At 64.0% G+C, this 15,681-nt stretch carries 19 protein-coding genes and 1 pseudogene; 11 read left to right on the top strand and 9 right to left on the bottom strand.

Translation table 11 applies throughout. The annotated features are described in order from the left end of the window. Positions 1–130: 130 nt before the first annotated feature. Complete coding sequence (locus IVA91_RS26140) at positions 131–769, bottom strand: HAD family hydrolase (protein WP_247275767.1); 639 nt, start codon at positions 767–769, stop codon at positions 131–133. 89 nt (positions 770–858) lie between these two features. Between IVA91_RS26140 and IVA91_RS26135 the strand changes: the two genes are divergently transcribed. The 4 genes from IVA91_RS26135 to tsaA all read left to right on the top strand — a co-directional run bounded on the left by IVA91_RS26135 (position 859) and on the right by tsaA (position 3,522). After that, positions 859–1,812: a lytic transglycosylase domain-containing protein gene (locus tag IVA91_RS26135; protein WP_247420624.1), complete on the top strand. Its 954-nt coding sequence runs from the start codon at positions 859–861 to the stop codon at positions 1,810–1,812. A gap of 98 nt (positions 1,813–1,910) precedes the next feature. Further along, positions 1,911–2,651 (top strand): AzlC family ABC transporter permease, encoded by a 741-nt coding sequence (locus IVA91_RS26130; protein ID WP_247275769.1) that lies wholly within the window; start codon positions 1,911–1,913, stop codon positions 2,649–2,651. Next, on the top strand, positions 2,648–2,998 hold the full coding sequence (locus IVA91_RS26125; RefSeq protein ID WP_247275770.1) for an AzlD domain-containing protein: 351 nt from the start codon (positions 2,648–2,650) through the stop codon (positions 2,996–2,998). Before IVA91_RS26130 ends, IVA91_RS26125 begins: the two co-directional genes overlap by 4 nt. Positions 2,999–3,030: 32 nt before the next feature. Next, positions 3,031–3,522: a tRNA (N6-threonylcarbamoyladenosine(37)-N6)-methyltransferase TrmO gene (tsaA, locus tag IVA91_RS26120; protein WP_247275771.1), complete on the top strand. Its 492-nt coding sequence runs from the start codon at positions 3,031–3,033 to the stop codon at positions 3,520–3,522. Positions 3,523–3,641: 119 nt separating this feature from the next. On the opposite strand, the gene IVA91_RS26115 is transcribed toward tsaA, so the two are convergent. The 4 genes from IVA91_RS26115 to IVA91_RS26100 form a co-directional block, all read right to left on the bottom strand. Beyond that, complete coding sequence (locus tag IVA91_RS26115; RefSeq protein WP_247275772.1) at positions 3,642–4,070, bottom strand: HIT family protein; 429 nt, start codon at positions 4,068–4,070, stop codon at positions 3,642–3,644. 50 nt (positions 4,071–4,120) lie between these two features. Next, positions 4,121–5,362 (bottom strand): GNAT family N-acetyltransferase, encoded by a 1,242-nt coding sequence (locus tag IVA91_RS26110; RefSeq protein WP_247275786.1) that lies wholly within the window; start codon positions 5,360–5,362, stop codon positions 4,121–4,123. Between the two features lie 202 nt (positions 5,363–5,564). Continuing rightward, complete coding sequence (locus IVA91_RS26105) at positions 5,565–6,311, bottom strand: glycerophosphodiester phosphodiesterase (protein ID WP_247275773.1); 747 nt, start codon at positions 6,309–6,311, stop codon at positions 5,565–5,567. A 5-nt stretch (positions 6,312–6,316) separates the two neighbouring features. Continuing rightward, complete coding sequence (locus IVA91_RS26100; protein ID WP_018321130.1) at positions 6,317–6,784, bottom strand: RidA family protein; 468 nt, start codon at positions 6,782–6,784, stop codon at positions 6,317–6,319. A gap of 249 nt (positions 6,785–7,033) precedes the next feature. On the opposite strand from IVA91_RS26100, the gene IVA91_RS26095 reads away from it, so the two are divergent. Next, a complete protein-coding gene (locus tag IVA91_RS26095) occupies positions 7,034–7,879 on the top strand; it encodes a cell envelope integrity EipB family protein (protein WP_247275774.1) in 846 nt (281 codons plus the stop codon). 170 nt (positions 7,880–8,049) lie between these two features. After that, entirely contained in the window at positions 8,050–8,451 is a 402-nt protein-coding gene (locus IVA91_RS26090; protein WP_091899125.1) for a RidA family protein, read from the top strand. 81 nt (positions 8,452–8,532) lie between these two features. Here IVA91_RS26090 and IVA91_RS26085 read toward each other — a convergent pair. Beyond that, a pseudogene (locus IVA91_RS26085) lies at positions 8,533–8,685 on the bottom strand (ACT domain-containing protein); the annotation flags it as partial. Between the two features lie 155 nt (positions 8,686–8,840). Here IVA91_RS26085 and IVA91_RS26080 point away from each other — a divergent pair. After that, a complete protein-coding gene (locus IVA91_RS26080) occupies positions 8,841–8,996 on the top strand; it encodes a hypothetical protein (RefSeq protein WP_247275775.1) in 156 nt (51 codons plus the stop codon). A gap of 16 nt (positions 8,997–9,012) precedes the next feature. On the opposite strand, the gene IVA91_RS26075 is transcribed toward IVA91_RS26080, so the two are convergent. Together IVA91_RS26075 and IVA91_RS26070 are read right to left on the bottom strand one after the other, a co-directional pair. Further along, complete coding sequence (locus IVA91_RS26075) at positions 9,013–10,302, bottom strand: DNA polymerase IV (protein ID WP_247275776.1); 1,290 nt, start codon at positions 10,300–10,302, stop codon at positions 9,013–9,015. After that, on the bottom strand, positions 10,299–10,610 hold the full coding sequence (locus IVA91_RS26070; RefSeq protein ID WP_247275777.1) for a DUF3572 domain-containing protein: 312 nt from the start codon (positions 10,608–10,610) through the stop codon (positions 10,299–10,301). Before IVA91_RS26070 ends, IVA91_RS26075 begins: the two co-directional genes overlap by 4 nt. Before the next feature lie 241 nt (positions 10,611–10,851). Between IVA91_RS26070 and IVA91_RS26065 the strand changes: the two genes are divergently transcribed. Both IVA91_RS26065 and IVA91_RS26060 read left to right on the top strand, forming a co-directional pair. Further along, entirely contained in the window at positions 10,852–11,217 is a 366-nt protein-coding gene (locus tag IVA91_RS26065) for a response regulator (protein WP_027547216.1), read from the top strand. Positions 11,218–11,231: 14 nt separating this feature from the next. Next, complete coding sequence (locus tag IVA91_RS26060) at positions 11,232–12,605, top strand: PleD family two-component system response regulator (protein WP_247275778.1); 1,374 nt, start codon at positions 11,232–11,234, stop codon at positions 12,603–12,605. Between the two features lie 336 nt (positions 12,606–12,941). Here IVA91_RS26060 and IVA91_RS26055 read toward each other — a convergent pair whose 3' ends face one another. After that, positions 12,942–13,550 (bottom strand): TetR/AcrR family transcriptional regulator, encoded by a 609-nt coding sequence (locus tag IVA91_RS26055; protein WP_247275779.1) that lies wholly within the window; start codon positions 13,548–13,550, stop codon positions 12,942–12,944. Between the two features lie 130 nt (positions 13,551–13,680). Here IVA91_RS26055 and IVA91_RS26050 point away from each other — a divergent pair, with 130 nt between their 5' ends. Both IVA91_RS26050 and IVA91_RS26045 read left to right on the top strand, forming a co-directional pair. Further along, the gene (locus IVA91_RS26050) at positions 13,681–14,913 is read left to right on the top strand and encodes an MFS transporter (RefSeq protein ID WP_247275780.1); all 1,233 of its coding nucleotides are present in this window, start codon (positions 13,681–13,683) and stop codon (positions 14,911–14,913) included. Between the two features lie 129 nt (positions 14,914–15,042). Then, the gene (locus IVA91_RS26045) at positions 15,043–15,252 is read left to right on the top strand and encodes a hypothetical protein (protein WP_247275781.1); all 210 of its coding nucleotides are present in this window, start codon (positions 15,043–15,045) and stop codon (positions 15,250–15,252) included. The last annotated feature ends 429 nt before the right edge of the window (positions 15,253–15,681 follow it).

The following is a 15,681-nucleotide window of genomic DNA, read 5'->3' as shown; positions in this document are numbered from 1 at the left end:
CCGCAAAGCTGCCGCCCGAACCGTCGATGCGGTCTGCGCCGCAATCGGCCACGCACTCGATGCCTTCACCGCCGACGAATGCGCCAATTACCTCAAAAACTCAGGCTATCGAACTTAATGCCATCACGCTTTAGGTCACGCAGTGGCGGAGCAGCTCGGGATGTGCGGCGCAGATGTGATGAGCGCCGGCGTCGAGCAGCTCGGCCTCGCTGCCGTAGCCGTAGAGCACGCCGATGGCGGTTATGCCGTTGGCGCGGGCGCCGACCACGTCATGGCTGCGATCGCCGATCATGACCGCGTGCTGCGGATCAACCCTGGCTTCCTCGAGCGCGTAGCGGAGCAGGTCGCGCTTGTCGACGCGCGTGCCGTCGAGCTCGGAGCCGAACACGCGCTCGAAATAGGGCTTCAGGGCGAAATGATCGACGATGCGCGTGGCGTAGACGGCAGGCTTGCTGGTTGCCACGAACATGCGCTGACGTGTCGCTGCGAGCCTCGACAATGTGTCCGTAATTCCGCTGTAAGCCTCATTCTCGAACAGGCCGATGTCGCTGAAGCGCTCGCGATAGAGCAGGAGCGCACGGTCAGCGAGTTCATCGGTCCCGGTGAGCTTCTTGAGGCTGGCATGCAGCGGTGGGCCGATGCACCAGGTCAGTTCGTCCTCGCTCGGCACCGAAACGCCGAGCCGTTCCAGCGCGTACTGGATCGAGCGGGTGATCCCGGGCTTTGGGTTGGTCAGTGTGCCGTCGAGATCAAAAAAGATTGTCACCATCAGGGCGCGACCTGCATTGATATTGCTGCTCGTTGCTAGAGGGCTGGGGTTCCAAGTCAAGGTCTGAATTGTCCCATAGCGGCAATGCCATGCGAATAGCTCGGATCATCGCTGTCTTGTGCCAGACCCTCGTGCTGTCGCCGGCGCTGGCGGAGGAGGCGCCTGGGCCCGTCGTGTCACCGAATGCCCAGGAACCAGAGAAACCGGCGGAGAAACCGAAAGATGCCCGCGAGAGCGACACGCGGGAGTCGCTCTGCCTGATCATCGAGGCGGCCGCGCGCCAGGCCAATCTGCCGCTGGAGTTCTTCGCCCGCGTGATCTGGCAGGAGAGCCGCTTCCAGTCCGACGCCGTCGGACCGGTGACCCGCAACGGCGAACGCGCGCAGGGCATCGCACAGTTCATGCCAGGCACCGCCGGCGAGCGCGGGCTGCTTGATCCCTTCAATCCGGTGCAGGCGCTGCCCAAGTCGGCCGAATTCCTCAATGAGCTGCGCAACCAGTTCGGCAATCTCGGCCTCGCGGCTGCCGCCTACAACGCCGGCCCGCGGCGGGTGCAGGAATGGCTCGCGGGCACCGGTTCAATGCCGGAGCAGACCCGCAACTACGTTCTCGCCATTACCGGTGCGACAGTGGAGACGTGGGCCAAGGCCGGCGCGACCGGAAGCGGCCCGCCGAGCGCGCCGCCGACGGGCTGCCGCGATCTCATGGCGTTGCTCAAGCGCGCTCCCAATCCGTTCGTGGCCGAACTCGAGCAGCATGTCGAGCTTGCCGCCGCAAAGGTCTGGGGCGTACAGCTCGCCGCTGGCTTCGACCGCAATAGGGCGCTGGCGATGTATTCCCGCGCGGTCACGCGGCTGAGCACCGTGATCGGTGATCGCGATCCGAGCTTGCTGTCTTCCGTGATGCGCAGCCGCGGCACGCGCGCCTTCTATCAAGTGCGCATCGGCGCCGACACGCGCAGCGAAGCGGATGATCTGTGCAACCGCATCCGCAAGGCGGGCGGTGCGTGCTTTGTGCTGAAGAACCGCGGTGTGAGCGGGTAGGGGATGCGCGCATGCCAGCCCCGCCGCGGGCTTCCTTGACGCGAGCCGCTGCGTCGCCCGTTATGCAGGCACGATTCCTCTCCTCGGCCAAAGCTTCCGTGGCGCTTCCTCCGCTTGATTCATCTCAATGGCAAAGCCCCTTGCGCGCATTTGCGTGGGGGCTGCGTTCGATTACGCAGACCATCCTCACCATCGTGCTGTTCGTGACCTATCTCGGCATCGGCGCGCTCGCCCACGACACCCATTTCAGCCTGCTCTGGGCGCTTTGCTCGACATTGTTCGTCTGGGCCGGTCCCGCGCAGATCATCCTGATCACCACGCTCGGCTCGGGCGCGACCGTCATCCAATCCGCGCTCGCGGTGACCGTCAGCGCGATCCGTCTGTTTCCGATGGTGGTCTCGGTGCTACCGCTGATGCGCACACGGACGACCAAGCGACGCGAGTTGGTCTTCGCCGCGCATCTCACGGCCGTGACGCTGTGGGTCGAGTGCCATCGCTTCCTACCGCTTGTGCCGCGCGAGCGGCGCATCGCCTTCGTTCACGGGCTCGGCTGCGGCCTTGTGTCGGTGTGCCTCTGTGCCAACACGGTCGGCTATTTCCTCGCCGCCAACCTGACGCAGACGCTTGGAGCTGCGATCCTGTTGCTGACGCCGCTGTCGTTCCTGTTCTCGACTGCGCGCAACAGCCGCGAGATCGCCGATGTCGTCGCGCTCGTGCTCGGCATATTGCTCTATCCGCTGGCCGCGAATATGAACTCCGGCGTGGACATCCTCGTCAGCGGCGTGGTGGCCGGTACGATCGCCTATGGCGTGCATTGGTGGCGGGCGGTGCGCGCATGAGCTTTTCGCACCTCATTGGCGACTGGCACGCGCTCGCCGTTCTGTTCGTCGCCGGCGTCGTTCCAAACCAGATATGGCGCATGCTGGGCCTGTGGTTCGGCGGCGGCATCGACGAGGGCTCCGAGCTGCTGGTCTGGGTGCGGGCAGTCGCCACCGCGATCCTGGCCGGCGTCATCGCCCAGATCGTGGTCGAGCCGCCGGGCGCGCTTGCCAGCGTCCCCGGTGCCTTACGCTATGGCGCGGTCGGGGCCGGGCTCGTCGTCTTCCTGCTGACCCGTCGCTCGATCTTTGCCGGCGTGGTCACGGGCGAAGTCTTCATGCTGGCCGGCAAGTGGTGGTTGGGCTAAAACCACCGGCGAACAGCAAGGAAACAGGAAATATGGTTCGCGAACAGGAGCTCCGCGAGGGCGAGGTCGCCATCGAGCTGCCACCGACGCAAGATGCCGGTCTCGTCTTCATCGGGCGCATCCGCACCCCCTGGACGTCGCGGCTGGAGACGCCGCGGCAAGGGCGGCATGACGGCCCGGTCTGCCGGCTTGAGATCTTCGAGCCGTTCGTGCCGGCGATCAAGGGCGTCGACTTCTACAGCAATCTCGAAGTGCTGTACTGGCTCGACAAGTCGCGCCGCGATATCATCCTGCAAAGCCCGAAGAATAACGAGAAAACCCGCGGCACGTTTTCGCTGCGCTCGCCGGTGAGGCCCAATCCGATCGGCACCTCGGTCGTGAAGCTGGTCGGCATCGAAGGCAATGCGATCCTGGTGCGCGGGCTCGATTGCCTCGACAACACGCCACTGATCGACATCAAGCCGGACCGTTGCGAGTTCACGCCGTTGGCGGCGCCGCAAGCGGGAGATTTCGAAACGGAGTGAGGGGCGCACTGTGACCCCTTCGTCATTGCGAGCGAAGCGAAGCAATCCAGGCTGCTTCCGCAGAGACAGTCTGGATTGCTTCGTCGCAAGGGCTCCTCGCAATGACGATGTGGAAAGACCTACGCCGCTTGCAGCGCCGCGATCAGCTTGGACGCGTGCTCTTCCAGCACCTTGGCGTCTTCCTTGCGGCTGGCGGGCGGCAGCATCGCGACGCCGTCGTGGCGCGGCATCACGTGCATGTGCAAGTGAAACACCACCTGTCCGCCGGCGGGCTCGTTGAACTGCTGCACCGTGATGCCGTCGGCGTTGAATGCCCTCATCGCGGCCACCGCGATCTTGTGCGCGCCGCGGGCGACATGGGCGAAGTCGTCAGGCTTGATGTCGAGGATGTTGCGGGCAGGGGCCTTCGGGATCACCAGCGTGTGGCCTGGCACGCGCGGCATGATGTCGAGGAAGGCGAAGACGTGCTCGTCCTCGTACACCTTGTAGCAGGGCAGCTCGCCGCGCAGGATCTTTGCGAAGATGTTGTTGGTGTCGTAGGCGGTCATTGGTGGGTCCTCGAGATTTTGCGCTTACTGTCACCAGCCACGGCAAACCGTCAAGACGCCTCGTCGGCCCCTTTGCGGAACGGGCCGAGTTCGGCGAGCTCACGTCCGGCTTCCGCAACATAAGCGCGCTCGCGCTTAAGATAGTCGTCGATGGCGCGCCGCAGGCCCGGGTCGGCAATGAAGTGCGCGGAATAGGTCGTCGTCGGCAGGTAGCCGCGTGCGATCTTGTGCTCGCCCTGCGCGCCGGCCTCGACGTGCCGGAGGCCGCGCTTGATGGCGAAATCAATCGCCTGATAGTAGCAGACCTCGAAATGCAGGAACGGGTGATGCTCGACCGCGCCCCAGTTGCGGCCGAACAGCGTGTCCGAGCCGATGAAGTTAATCGCGCCCGCGATCCAACGATTGTTGCGGCGGGCCATTACCAGCAGCACGTCCTCGCTCATGGTCTCGCCGATCAGCGAGAAGAACTCGCGCGTCAGATATGGCCGGCCCCATTTGCGCGACCCGGTCTCCATGTAAAATTCGAAAAATGCGTCCCAGGCATCCTCGGTGATGTCCTTGCCCGTCAGCCAGTGGATGGTGATGCCGGCGGCGAGCGCATCGCGTCGCTCGCGCTTGATCGACTTGCGGTGGCGCGAGTTCAGCGTCGCCAGGAAGTCGTCGAAACTCGCAAACCCCTCATTGTGCCAGTGGAACTGCTGATCGGTACGCTGAAGGAAGCCGTGCCTGGCGAGTAGCTTCCACTCGGCCTCGCGCGCGAAGGTGACGTGCACCGAAGAGGCCTTGCTGACCCCGCACAGCGCCACCAGCCCGCTCGCCAGGGCCTCGGTGATCTGCTCGCGGTCGACACCGTCGCGGACCAGCAGGCGCGGCCCCGTTGCCGGGGTGAAGGGAACCGAGACCTGGAGCTTCGGATAGTACCGCCCGCCGGCACGCTCATAGGCATCCGCCCAGCCGCGGTCGAAAACGTATTCGCCCTGCGAGTGCGATTTCAGATAACAGGGCACGATTCCCGCGACGCGGCCGTCGAGCTTGGCCACGAGATGCCGCGGTCCCCAGCCGGTGCGGATCGTCGCCGAACCCGATTTCTCGACGGCGGAGAGAAATGCGTGTGAGACGAACGGGTTATAGGCCGAGCTTAAGAGGCCGGCGGAATCGCCTGGAAAAGCGGATGAGGTTCCCTTGCCATGCCCATTACAAGCTTTGCCGGGATTGGCGCAGGCGTCCCAATCCTCCGGTGTCACTTCGCCAATCGAAGGTACGGCCTCGAGCGTGATTTCCGATGATGCCATCATGCCCAAGATCGTGCATTGCAGCAGCGACTTCAAGAGGTCGGGAACGCGCTCGCATGCCTGACGCAGCGCAGCGCTCTTCTAACGGTGCGCTTGCAGAGCGGGGCCCACGGGCAGCGCGTTCGCGGCGGGATGGTCCCGGCTCTGCGCCGCAACGCTAAAGGCGTCGCGGCTTGTCCGGGACACGAGAGTTGCCGTGCCCTTACGGCACAAACCCTTCAAAGATCATCTGGTCCGCATATCGCCCGACCCGCGTCCGCTGCTGCGGCGTGCGCACGGTCCAGCCGAGCAGGGCGCAGCCGAACAGGTTGCGAGCAAGCCAAGGGGCGGGGGCGGGGAGATCGTCGACTCTGAAAGCGACGAAGTGGGGCTGGGTCTGGAAGCCGTGGCGGAGGTACAGCATGCTGTCGCGCTGCTCCTGCGTGAGCTTGGCCCAGTACTCGTCCTCATAGGTCCGCTGCGCGACGATGCCGCGCGGACGGGAGGGCAGCAGCTCGCGCAGCGCCAGCACCTGGTCAGGATCGAAGGACATACCGACGGCGGGACCGTCATAGGACGCCAGCACTTCGACCATCCGCTTCACCAGCTTGCGGTCGCCGCCAAAATGGCTCTTCAGCTCGATCACCAGCGGTACCCGGCCGGCGACCAGGGCGCAGAGGTCGCCGAGCGACATCATCCGCTCCGGTGTGTCGTTGAACTTGACGGATTTCAGCTCGGCGGCGGTCTTGTCGATCACCTCTCCGGTCGCTTCGGTGAGGCGGCCGAGCGCATGGTCGTGATGCACCATGGCCTCGCCGTCGGCGGAGAGTTGAATATCGACCTCGACCGAAAAATTGCCTGCGATCGCGGCCTGCACCGCGCCTGGCATGTTTTCCACGATGCCCCGTGAAATGTTATGCAGGCCGCGATGGGCGACCGGCCGGGCTGTCAGCCAATCCGGAGCGCGCATTCGCGTCAGGCGACCTCGAACACGCCATCGACCTCGACCGCGGCGTCCGCGGGCAGCGAGGCGACCCCGACGGTGGTGCGGGCATGACGGCCCTTGTCACCGAAGGCCGCGACCATCAGGTCGGAGGCGCCGTTCAGCACCTTGGGCCCGTCCAGGAAGTCAGGCGCCGAGTTGATGAAGCCGCCGAGGCGGACCACGCGCACCACCTTGTCGAGATCGCCGAGGGCCGCCTTGACCTGGGCCAGCAGGTTCACTGCGCAGCCGCGAGCGGCCGCAGCGCCGTCTTCGATCGAGACCCCGGCACCCAGCTTGCCCTTGGCAATCAGCTTGCCGGCCGGGTCGAAGCAGACCTGGCCGGAGACGAACAGCAAATTGCCGGTGCGCACGAACGGCACGTAATTGGCAACGGGGGTGGGGGCCTCGTGCAGCTTGATGCCCTGTTCCGCCAGTTTCTGCTCGACCGTGCCCGCCATGTCTCGACCTCGATGTCCAGGATTCCATTCGTCCCCGGCACGTCTGTGGGAGGCCGGGCGCGCCCTGTTTCGCCCATCGTGCCGCCACATGCAAGCAACTGGAGGGGGATGTACTTTGTTGAGGCAGGGGAGCAGGTTCAACGCGGGCGGGGCAACTTTACGTGAAACGGCCTCAGTTGCGACGCAATGGAACGGTCATTAAAATGTCGAATCTGCGCTTCCCCAAGGACGCGTCCTCAAGGAACAGACATGGTGCACCTTTTCCGGATTTCGCTCGGTGTAATGGCGCTCGCGGCGGCCATTGTCGGCTTTGGCGGTGGCGCCCAGGCCGCCAACGGTCCGTTCCTCGCGCACCAGGCGCTTTATGACCTCAGCCTCGTGAAATCGCGCTCCAACTCGGTGAACAGTGCGCGCGGCCGCATCCTCTACAATTTCACGGGCAACGCTTGCGAGGGCTACACCTCCGAATTCCGCCAGGTCTCCGAGCTCGACAGCGGCGAGGGCAAGGTCACGCTGAGCGACCTCCGCTCCAATTCCTGGGAGGACGCCGCCGGAAAAAGCTACCACTTCAAGATCGAGACGCGCATGAACGAGGCGGATGCCGGCCGTGTCGACGGCTCGGCCGAGCGCGACGGTGACCACATCAACGTCAAGCTGAAGCTGCCGGCGCCGAAGACATTCACCCTCGACGGCAAGATCGTATTCCCGACCGAGCAGATCCAGCGCATCATCGCCGCCGCCAAGGAGGGCAAGTCGCTGCTAGAGCTCTCCGTCTATGACGGCTCCGACGACGGCCAGAAGGTCTACAACACGCTCACCGTGATCGGCCAGCCGATCCCCGCCGACCGTGCTACCTCGTCCGATCCGTCGACCTCCGACGAGCATATGAAAGCGCTGAAGCGCTGGCCCGTCACCGTCAGTTATTTCGATCGCGACGCCCAGCAGAAGGAAGGCGAGCAGACGCCGGTCTACGCGATGGCGTTCGAGCTCTACGAAAACGGCGTCTCGCGCCAGCTCGTGCTCGACTACAACGATTTCGTGATTTCGGGCGCGATGGGCAAGTTCGACGTGAAGGACAGCAAGCCCTGTAATTGAGGGCGTGGTCTCCTCCGTGTCATCGCAAGCGCAGCGAAGCAATCCAGACTGTTTCCACGGTGGCAGTCTGGGTTGTTTCGTCGCAAAAGCTCCTCGCAATGACTGGGCTGGTCCTCGGCGTCCTCTCCGGCTAGGCTCCTCCCAACCATAAACTTCGGGAGGCCAGCACCATGCCCAAGCTCGACCATCTCCGCCCCAGCGGCCTGCATCACAATCCGGCTTATTCCCACGTCGTGACGGCGACCGGTGCGCGCACCATCTACATCTCCGGCCAGGTGTCGGTGGACGAGGAGGGGCGGATCGTCGGCGAGGGCGATATTGCCGCGCAGACGACGCAGGTGATGCAGAATCTCGGCCACGCGCTGAAGGCGGCGGGGGCGAGCTACGCCAACATCGTCAAGATCACGACCTTCGTCGTGAACTACAAGCCGGAGCTGCGCCCCATCATCGGCAAGGCCCGCTCCGTCTTCTTCGAAGGCATGGAGCCGCCGGCCTCTACGCTCGTCGGCGTCTCCGCGCTGGCCGCGCCGGAGTGGCTGATCGAGATCGAAGCGGTGGCAGTCGCGGATTGAGGTGACTGGTAGGATGGTTAGAGCGGAGCGAAACCCATCGCCCTTGTTGTGCGGATGGAGCTTGATGGGTGTCGCTTCGCTCTACCTATCCGACTTGCCTTTGGCCATCTCTTGCAAAACAGCCATCGTCTCGTTGGCTCGGTCCGCCGGCACGAAGAGGTGATCGTGATGGAAGGCCGAAACCGCATTCACGTTGATCCCCGCTTCGGCAAGACGCGCCGTGATTGCCGCCAGAGTCGGCGACAGAGGCTGTGGGAGCAATGGTCAACATACCTTTGTATATCTCCTCTAATCCTTCTCATGCGCTGAGCTTACACTGGTAGAATTGAGCGACGGCGGGAGATTCTTACAATTTGAGTCCACTCGGGTCACTGCGGGGAGAGGCTCAAATGAACGTTGTCATTCGAAAGCTCAACGGCCTGTGGCACCTCATCGTCGGGTCTTGTCAGATCCGAACGCCGTTCGTGGAAACTCAGGATCGGCAATTGGTAGTTCAGTATGCCCGGCGCGCCTATCCGGGTGCACGGATATTTGAACGCGACTGAGTTGAGCAGGACTTGATCACTCCTGCGCCTTCTCCGGCCCCTCATACGCAATGCCGCGGATCACCGCAGCGCTGCCGAACTTCTTGCGCAGACTGTCCACCGCGCGCTCGGCGTGCGCGGCGCGGCGGTCGAGCATGTCGGTGTCGTCCAAGACCGAACCGTCACGCAGCGCGCTGACGCCGGCGCCCATCAGGCGGAAGGCGGTGCCGTCGATCTCTTTTGCCAGCATCTCGCGGCAGATCGAGAAGATCTTTGCGGCGAGCTGCGTCGGGGCGGCGATCGACTGCGAGCGCGTGCGCTGGCGGAAATCGGCGGTCTTCAGTTTCAACGTGACAGTCGAGCCGGCGAGCTCGCCGCTCTTGAGACGCGACGACGTCTTCTCGCACAGCCGCCACAAGATCTTCTCCAGCGCCGCGAAATCGCGGATGTCGGTCTCGAACGTGGTTTCGCTGGAAATCGTCTTGGCGCCGCGATCGGGCTCCACGCGGCGTTCGTCGATGCCGCGCGCGAGCCGCCACAGCCGGCGGCCGTCGCTCGGAAACTGCCGCATCATCTCGATCTCGTCGGCCTTCTGCAGGTCGGCGATGATGCGGAAGCCACGCTGCGCGAGGCGCTCCTGCGTGGCTGGTCCGACGCCAAAGATGAAGCCGACGGGCTTCTCCGACAGCATCAAGCGCGCTTCGTCCTGATCGAGCGCGGCAAAGCCGCGCGGCTTGTCGAGATCGGAGGCGATCTTGGCCAAAAACTTGTTGCAGGACAGGCCGACGGAGACGGTGATGCCGATATCGCGCTCGACGTCGCGCGCGAAGCGCGCCAGCACCTTTGCCGGGATCGTGCCGTGAACCCGCTCGGTGCCGGACAGATCAAGGAAGGCCTCGTCGATCGACAGCGGCTCGACCAGCGGGGTCAGCGCCTGCATGGCCTGGCGCACCTCGCGGCCGATCCGGACATATTTCGCCATATCCGGCCGGATCACGGTCGCATGCGGGCAGGCCTCCAGGGCCTTGAACATCGGCATGGCCGAGCGGACGCCATAGGTGCGGGCGATGTAGCAGGCGGCCGACACCACGCCGCGCTTGCCCCCGCCGATGATGACGGGCTTATCGGCGATATCAGGATTGTCGCGCTTCTCGACCGTCGCATAGAAGGCATCGCAGTCGATGTGGGCGATGGTCAGGCTCGATAGCGCGCGGTGGCGGACCAGGCGAGGGGACCCGCAAGCGGAACAGCGCCGCACGCCCGTGTCCAGATCGGCCAGACAATCCCGGCAGAAGCAGCGGGGCCCTGCCGGATCGGGTTCGGTCACGGCACGTCGCGCTCCCAGGTGGGGTCGCCGAGCGCGTCGCCCAGCACCTGCCGTGCTGCGGCAACGTTGGTCGGATGTAGTTCCGCGGCCTTCGCAAAGGCCTTCACGGTCTCGTCATCGCGCAGCACGAAATCGAGCACGCTGAGGAGAAAATTGGGGTCCGAGGCAGCATTGCGCAGGGTCTCCGGACCGACCCCTGTCTCAGCCAGGAACAGGCCCAGCCGCTCGGGCTCGCCGGCGACGAAGGACAGTGCTTGAATCGCAACGATTTCAGCGACTTCGCGGGGGTTGTGAACAGGCTTTTTCACGCGGCCGGTTTGCCTTTCCGTTAACTTTCAGTGTCTACTTTGGAATCATCATGCCCGAGTCTTCGCCTCGAGTCTTGCGACCCCCGACAAGCAACTGGAAACCAAATCGCAGAAAGTCGGCCCTCGGGTTTAACGAAACTAGAGCGAATCTGAGGCTAGTTTGAATCCAGTTTTCGAAGCGCCGGGGAGCGGCGCCTGAGGCGTCACATGTATGGGTCTGCGGACCAAACAGGAGGGCGGGATGGCTAAGACCGTCCTGATTGTGGAAGACAACGAGCTTAACATGAAGCTCTTCCGCGACCTGTTGGAGGCACACGGCTACCAGACCACTGGCACCAGCAACGGCTACGAGGCGCTTGACCTCGTTCGCAAGATGCGGCCGGACCTCGTGCTGATGGATATCCAATTGCCGCAGGTCTCGGGACTCGAGGTGACGCGGTGGATCAAGGACGATCCGGAGTTGCGCGCCATTCCCGTCGTTGCGGTCACCGCGTTCGCGATGAAGGGCGACGAAGAGCGTATCCGCGAGGGCGGCTGCGAGGCCTATTTGTCCAAGCCGATCTCGGTCGGCAAGTTCATTGAGACGGTCCGGCGTTTTATCGGATAGGAAGTGAGTTCAAAGTGTCCGCGCGTATCCTGGTTGTCGATGACGTTCCTGCCAACGTGAAGCTCCTCGAAGCTCGTCTGTCCGCCGAATATTTCGACGTGATGACCGCGGCGAACGGCGCCGAGGCGCTGGCGATCAGCCGGCGCGCCGAATGCGATATCATCCTGCTCGACGTGATGATGCCCGATATGGACGGTTTCGAGGTTTGCCGCCGTCTGAAGACCGATCCGGCCACCCACCACATTCCTGTCGTGATGGTCACCGCGCTCGACAGCCCCTCCGACCGCAACCGGGGGCTCGAAGCCGGCGCCGATGATTTCCTCACCAAACCCGTCTCCGACGTCGTGCTGATCGCGCGCGTGCGTTCGCTGACGCGGCTGAAGATGATGACGGACGAGCTGCGCATGCGCGCCATCACCTCGCTCGAGATCGGCATGCAGGCGCCGGAGCGCAGCGCCGTGGCCGACACCGGCAGGGGCGGCCGCATCCTCCTGGTCGACGACCGCGAATCCTCCTATGAGCGGCTGGGGACGATCCTCGCCGCCGAGCACACCATCGACGTCGAGCCGAGCCCGACGGAGGCGCTGTTCCACGCCGCGGAAGGCAATTACGACCTCTTGATCGTCTCACTCGATCTCAACAATTTCGATGGCCTGCGGCTCTGCAGCCAAGCGCGCTCGCTGGAGCGCACGCGCCACGTTCCGATCCTGGCGATCGCCGACCCCGAGAACTCGACGCGGCTGCTCCGCGGCCTCGAGATCGGCGTCAACGACTATCTGCTGCGTCCGATCGACAAGACCGAACTCTTGGCGCGGGCCCGCACCCAGATCCGCCGCCGCCGCTACACCGATCACTTGCGCGACAACGTGCAGAACTCGATCGAGATGGCGATCACCGACGCGCTCACCGGCCTGCACAACCGCCGCTACATGGAGAGCCATCTCGCCACGCTCGCCGAGCAGGCCGCGACCCGCGGCAAGCCGCTGGCGCTGATGATTCTGGACATCGACTACTTCAAGTCGATCAACGACAATTACGGCCACGATGCCGGTGACGACGTGCTGCGCGAATTCGCAGTGCGGGTGCGCAAGTCGATCCGTGGCATCGACCTTGCCTGCCGCTATGGCGGGGAGGAATTCGTCATCGTGATGCCGGAGACCGATCTCCACGTCGCCGGCATGGTCGCCGAGCGCCTGCGCCGCTCGATCGCGGGCGAGCCGTTTGCGATCCACAAAGGGACGAAGCGCATCGAGGTCACGATCTCGATTGGCCTGACTACGCTGGAGCAGAAGGGCGAGGCGGTCGGCGACGTCCTCAAGCGCGCCGACACCGCGCTCTACCGCGCCAAGCACGACGGTCGCAACCGCGTGGTGTCGCAGGCGGCGTAAAGGCTACTGCGACACAATAATTGCGAAAACAACCCCATGCACAGTAGCCGGCGCTAGTCGGATCAATGGCCTACGCGGGTAGCAAAGCGGCTGACGCCGACAGCAAGTCCGTTTGACACGTCGGGCAAAACAGGCGCATTCTGCTATCATCCCGAACATCCTACAAACTCCGCTGTCATTCCCCGCCAACGGGTCGTGCCTTCGGCGAGCCCGATGACAGGCTCCAGCGGGGGAATCCTGTACGCCCGCGGCTTTTCGGTTCTAGCCTCAGTGTCTCTTGAATACTGGATCACCCGCTTTCGCGGGTGATGACAGCAAGCGATATGGCGACAGCAGCTAGTCTGGCGCGCGCTTGCTCCCCTTCATTGGTTTCTTCGCATCGCTACCGACATCCACCCCTGCATTCCGCAGCAGCACTTTCGCCGCTTCTTTCGCCGCCCTGGCCATCGCAGGATCGTCGCGCACGAGGTCCTGCGCGATGGAGCCGTCGACCAGCAGCACGAGCTGGGTTGCCAGCGCCTCCGCGTCCGCAACGCCGAGCTCGTTCAGGCGATCGCGAAACCAGACGCGGCGGCTCTCCTTGAAGGCGATCGCGATCTTCTTCACGGCGCGGTCCTGTGGCCCGAGCTCGGCCACCGCATTCACGAACGGGCAGCCGCGAAAATCCTTGGCCGCAAACCGCCGCTCCAGCGAATCGAACGTCGCAAGGATCTGCTCGGCCGGCGGTTTGTCGGACGCGCGCGCGTGCACGAAGCGGCGCTCGAGGTAAGCCGCGATCAGCGCGTTCTTGGAGGGGAAGTGGTTGTAGAGCGTGCGCTTGGAGATGCCGATCTCGGCTGCAATGGTGTCGACGCCGATGGCGCGAATGCCTTGCAGGTAGAACAGCTTATCGGCGGTCTCGAGGATCCGCTCTTTCATCGTCTGTGGGGCGGGCGGGGGAGCCATGCGGTAGCGCGCGTCCTGTTCGCTTGACAGCACCGGCCCTTTATAGCCTAAGTACACAGGTCTGTGTAACCAAAATCAACGGCAAAAGCAGACGGCGGCGTTCGCGCCGTGCCCAAAAGGGAGAAGAAAAATGCCCCTGTTGCAGGTTCTGCGTCCGACATTGCCGATCCTGATCGGCGCCTCGATCATGCTGACCCTGAGCATGGGGCTGCGGCAGTCGCTCGGCATCTTCCTGCAACCGCTGACGCATGACATCCACATCTCGGTGTCGGATTTCACGTTGGCGCTGGCTGTGCAAAACCTCGCCTGGGGCTTTCTCCAGCCGCTGGCCGGCGCGATGACGGTGCGTTACGGCTTCCGTCCCATCATGATCGTGGGCGCGCTGATGTACATCGTGGGCCTCTCTCTGATGGCGACGGCCAATGGGCTCGTCAGCGTGATGATTGGCGGCGGCGTCCTGATCGGGACTTCGCTGGCCTGCACCGCGGCGGCGATCGCGATGTCGGTAGCGGCGCGTGCTGTGCCCGAAACCGTGCGCTCGACGGTGCTCGGCATCGTCTCCGGTGCGGGCTCGCTCGGCGCGCTGTTGTCGGCGCCGATCGGGCAGATGCTCAACGAGAGCTTTGGCTGGCGCATTGGCCTTGCCGGCTTCGTCATCATGTCGGTACTGATGATACCGGCGGCGTGGTATGCCGGACGCGTCGACCAGATCCCGCTGCCCAAGCCCGCGGCCGATGACATCAGCGATGCCAATGCCATGGCTGCGGCGAGGACCGCGTTCGGTAACGCGTCTTTCGTGGTGATGACCTGCGCCTATCTCGTCTGCGGCATGCAGCTGGTGTTCCTCACCACGCATCTGCCGTCGTATCTGGCGATCTGCGGTCTCGATCCGATGCTGAGCGCACAGACGCTCGGCATGATCGGCGGCTTCAACGTGCTGGGCTCGCTGTTCTTCGGCTGGGCCGGCCAACGCTGGAACAAGCTGGCGCTGCTGGGCGCGATCTACATCCTGCGCTCGCTGGCGCTCGCCTGGTATTTCATGCTGCCGGCAACGCCATTCTCGACGCTGCTGTTCGGCGCGATCATGGGCTTTCTCTGGATGGGCGTCGGCCCGCTGGTTGCGGGCGCCGTCGCCGAGATGTTCGGCCTGCGCTGGCAGGCCATGATCCAGGGCCTCGCCTTCATGAGCCACCAGATCGGCAGCTTCCTCGGCGCCTACGGAGGAGGGGTGCTCTACGACGCGCTCGGCTCATACACCATGGCCTGGCGCATCGGCGTCGCGCTCGGCCTCGCCGGCGGCATCGTGCAGGTCGCGTTCGCGCTGATCCGGCCGTCGCAGCCGCCGGTGTTGAAGGCGGCGTAGGTGGGGTGTGTAGCCGTCAGCGTCAGCTTCGGAGGATGAACCGGATGTCACGTTGCTTGGTCGTGATCGGCCGGTTGTGACCCCTGTATAGTCCGGCCGTGCGGTGCAAGACGATTTCGACTCGCACCCATGCTGGTCGAACGCATCGTTGCGCGCGCCGCACCTGCGCTCCAATTCGAGGATGATCATGACTCACCGACGACGGGAAATCTCTTTGCTCCGACCGGGCCATATAGCGTGGCGGGTGGATGGAAAAGGTACTGGGCCGACCGCGCATCGCGCTTCTTCCGTCCTGACCTTCGCGAGATCATCAAGAAGTATCGCCGTCACTTGAATTGAGCTCGCCTCAGTTGGTGGCCTCTTTATAATTCTACCGCACATCTGTTACGTTTCCTATTGGCCCGGTCCGCGATGATTTCGGCCCAATCCTACGAGGTCGTGCTGACATTTGAGATCGAACAGGTGCTCCGAGCCGCCGCCAATTTGTCGGCTCATCGACCCGATTGACCCGACTCGGACATGCAGGTCGTCCAGCAGCCATCTCGGACGCTGGGGGGGGCAGCTTAGCCGGCGGCGCAATGGCCAGGCAAGCAAGGAACCGATCGGCGAGGACCTACGTTTTAGAACCCACAATCAGAGGAGTCTTGACTATGGCAGCAGGCACCCTCGCTCCACCCAAAGTCGTCTCGCGTGAGGAATGGCTTTCCGCACGTAGGGCATTGTTCGTCGAAGAGAAGGAGATGACGCACAAGCTCGACGAACTTAGAG

Source organism: Bradyrhizobium sp. 153, assembly GCF_023073835.1.
GTDB lineage: Bacteria > Pseudomonadota > Alphaproteobacteria > Rhizobiales > Xanthobacteraceae > Bradyrhizobium.
The sequence above is the reverse complement of the archived record's forward strand: the minus strand, read 5'-3'. Positions and strand labels throughout refer to the sequence as shown.

What these genes read in the sequence shown, in the direction of transcription:
- IVA91_RS26080 (WP_247275775.1), top strand. Translation starts at nt 8,841, where the DNA reads ATGAACGTTGTCATTCGAAAGCTCAACGGCCTGTGGCACCTCATCGTC.
- IVA91_RS26125 (WP_247275770.1), top strand. Translation starts at nt 2,648, where the DNA reads ATGAGCTTTTCGCACCTCATTGGCGACTGGCACGCGCTCGCCGTTCTG.
- IVA91_RS26135 (WP_247420624.1), top strand. Translation starts at nt 859, where the DNA reads ATGCGAATAGCTCGGATCATCGCTGTCTTGTGCCAGACCCTCGTGCTG.
- IVA91_RS26110 (WP_247275786.1), bottom strand. Translation starts at nt 5,362, where the DNA reads ATGGCATCATCGGAAATCACGCTCGAGGCCGTACCTTCGATTGGCGAA.
- IVA91_RS26105 (WP_247275773.1), bottom strand. Translation starts at nt 6,311, where the DNA reads ATGCGCGCTCCGGATTGGCTGACAGCCCGGCCGGTCGCCCATCGCGGC.
- IVA91_RS26115 (WP_247275772.1), bottom strand. Translation starts at nt 4,070, where the DNA reads ATGACCGCCTACGACACCAACAACATCTTCGCAAAGATCCTGCGCGGC.
- IVA91_RS26095 (WP_247275774.1), top strand. Translation starts at nt 7,034, where the DNA reads ATGGTGCACCTTTTCCGGATTTCGCTCGGTGTAATGGCGCTCGCGGCG.
- IVA91_RS26065 (WP_027547216.1), top strand. Translation starts at nt 10,852, where the DNA reads ATGGCTAAGACCGTCCTGATTGTGGAAGACAACGAGCTTAACATGAAG.
- IVA91_RS26045 (WP_247275781.1), top strand. Translation starts at nt 15,043, where the DNA reads ATGCTGGTCGAACGCATCGTTGCGCGCGCCGCACCTGCGCTCCAATTC.
- tsaA (WP_247275771.1), top strand. Translation starts at nt 3,031, where the DNA reads ATGGTTCGCGAACAGGAGCTCCGCGAGGGCGAGGTCGCCATCGAGCTG.
- IVA91_RS26090 (WP_091899125.1), top strand. Translation starts at nt 8,050, where the DNA reads ATGCCCAAGCTCGACCATCTCCGCCCCAGCGGCCTGCATCACAATCCG.
- IVA91_RS26055 (WP_247275779.1), bottom strand. Translation starts at nt 13,550, where the DNA reads ATGGCTCCCCCGCCCGCCCCACAGACGATGAAAGAGCGGATCCTCGAG.
- IVA91_RS26100 (WP_018321130.1), bottom strand. Translation starts at nt 6,784, where the DNA reads ATGGCGGGCACGGTCGAGCAGAAACTGGCGGAACAGGGCATCAAGCTG.
- IVA91_RS26140 (WP_247275767.1), bottom strand. Translation starts at nt 769, where the DNA reads ATGGTGACAATCTTTTTTGATCTCGACGGCACACTGACCAACCCAAAG.
- IVA91_RS26050 (WP_247275780.1), top strand. Translation starts at nt 13,681, where the DNA reads ATGCCCCTGTTGCAGGTTCTGCGTCCGACATTGCCGATCCTGATCGGC.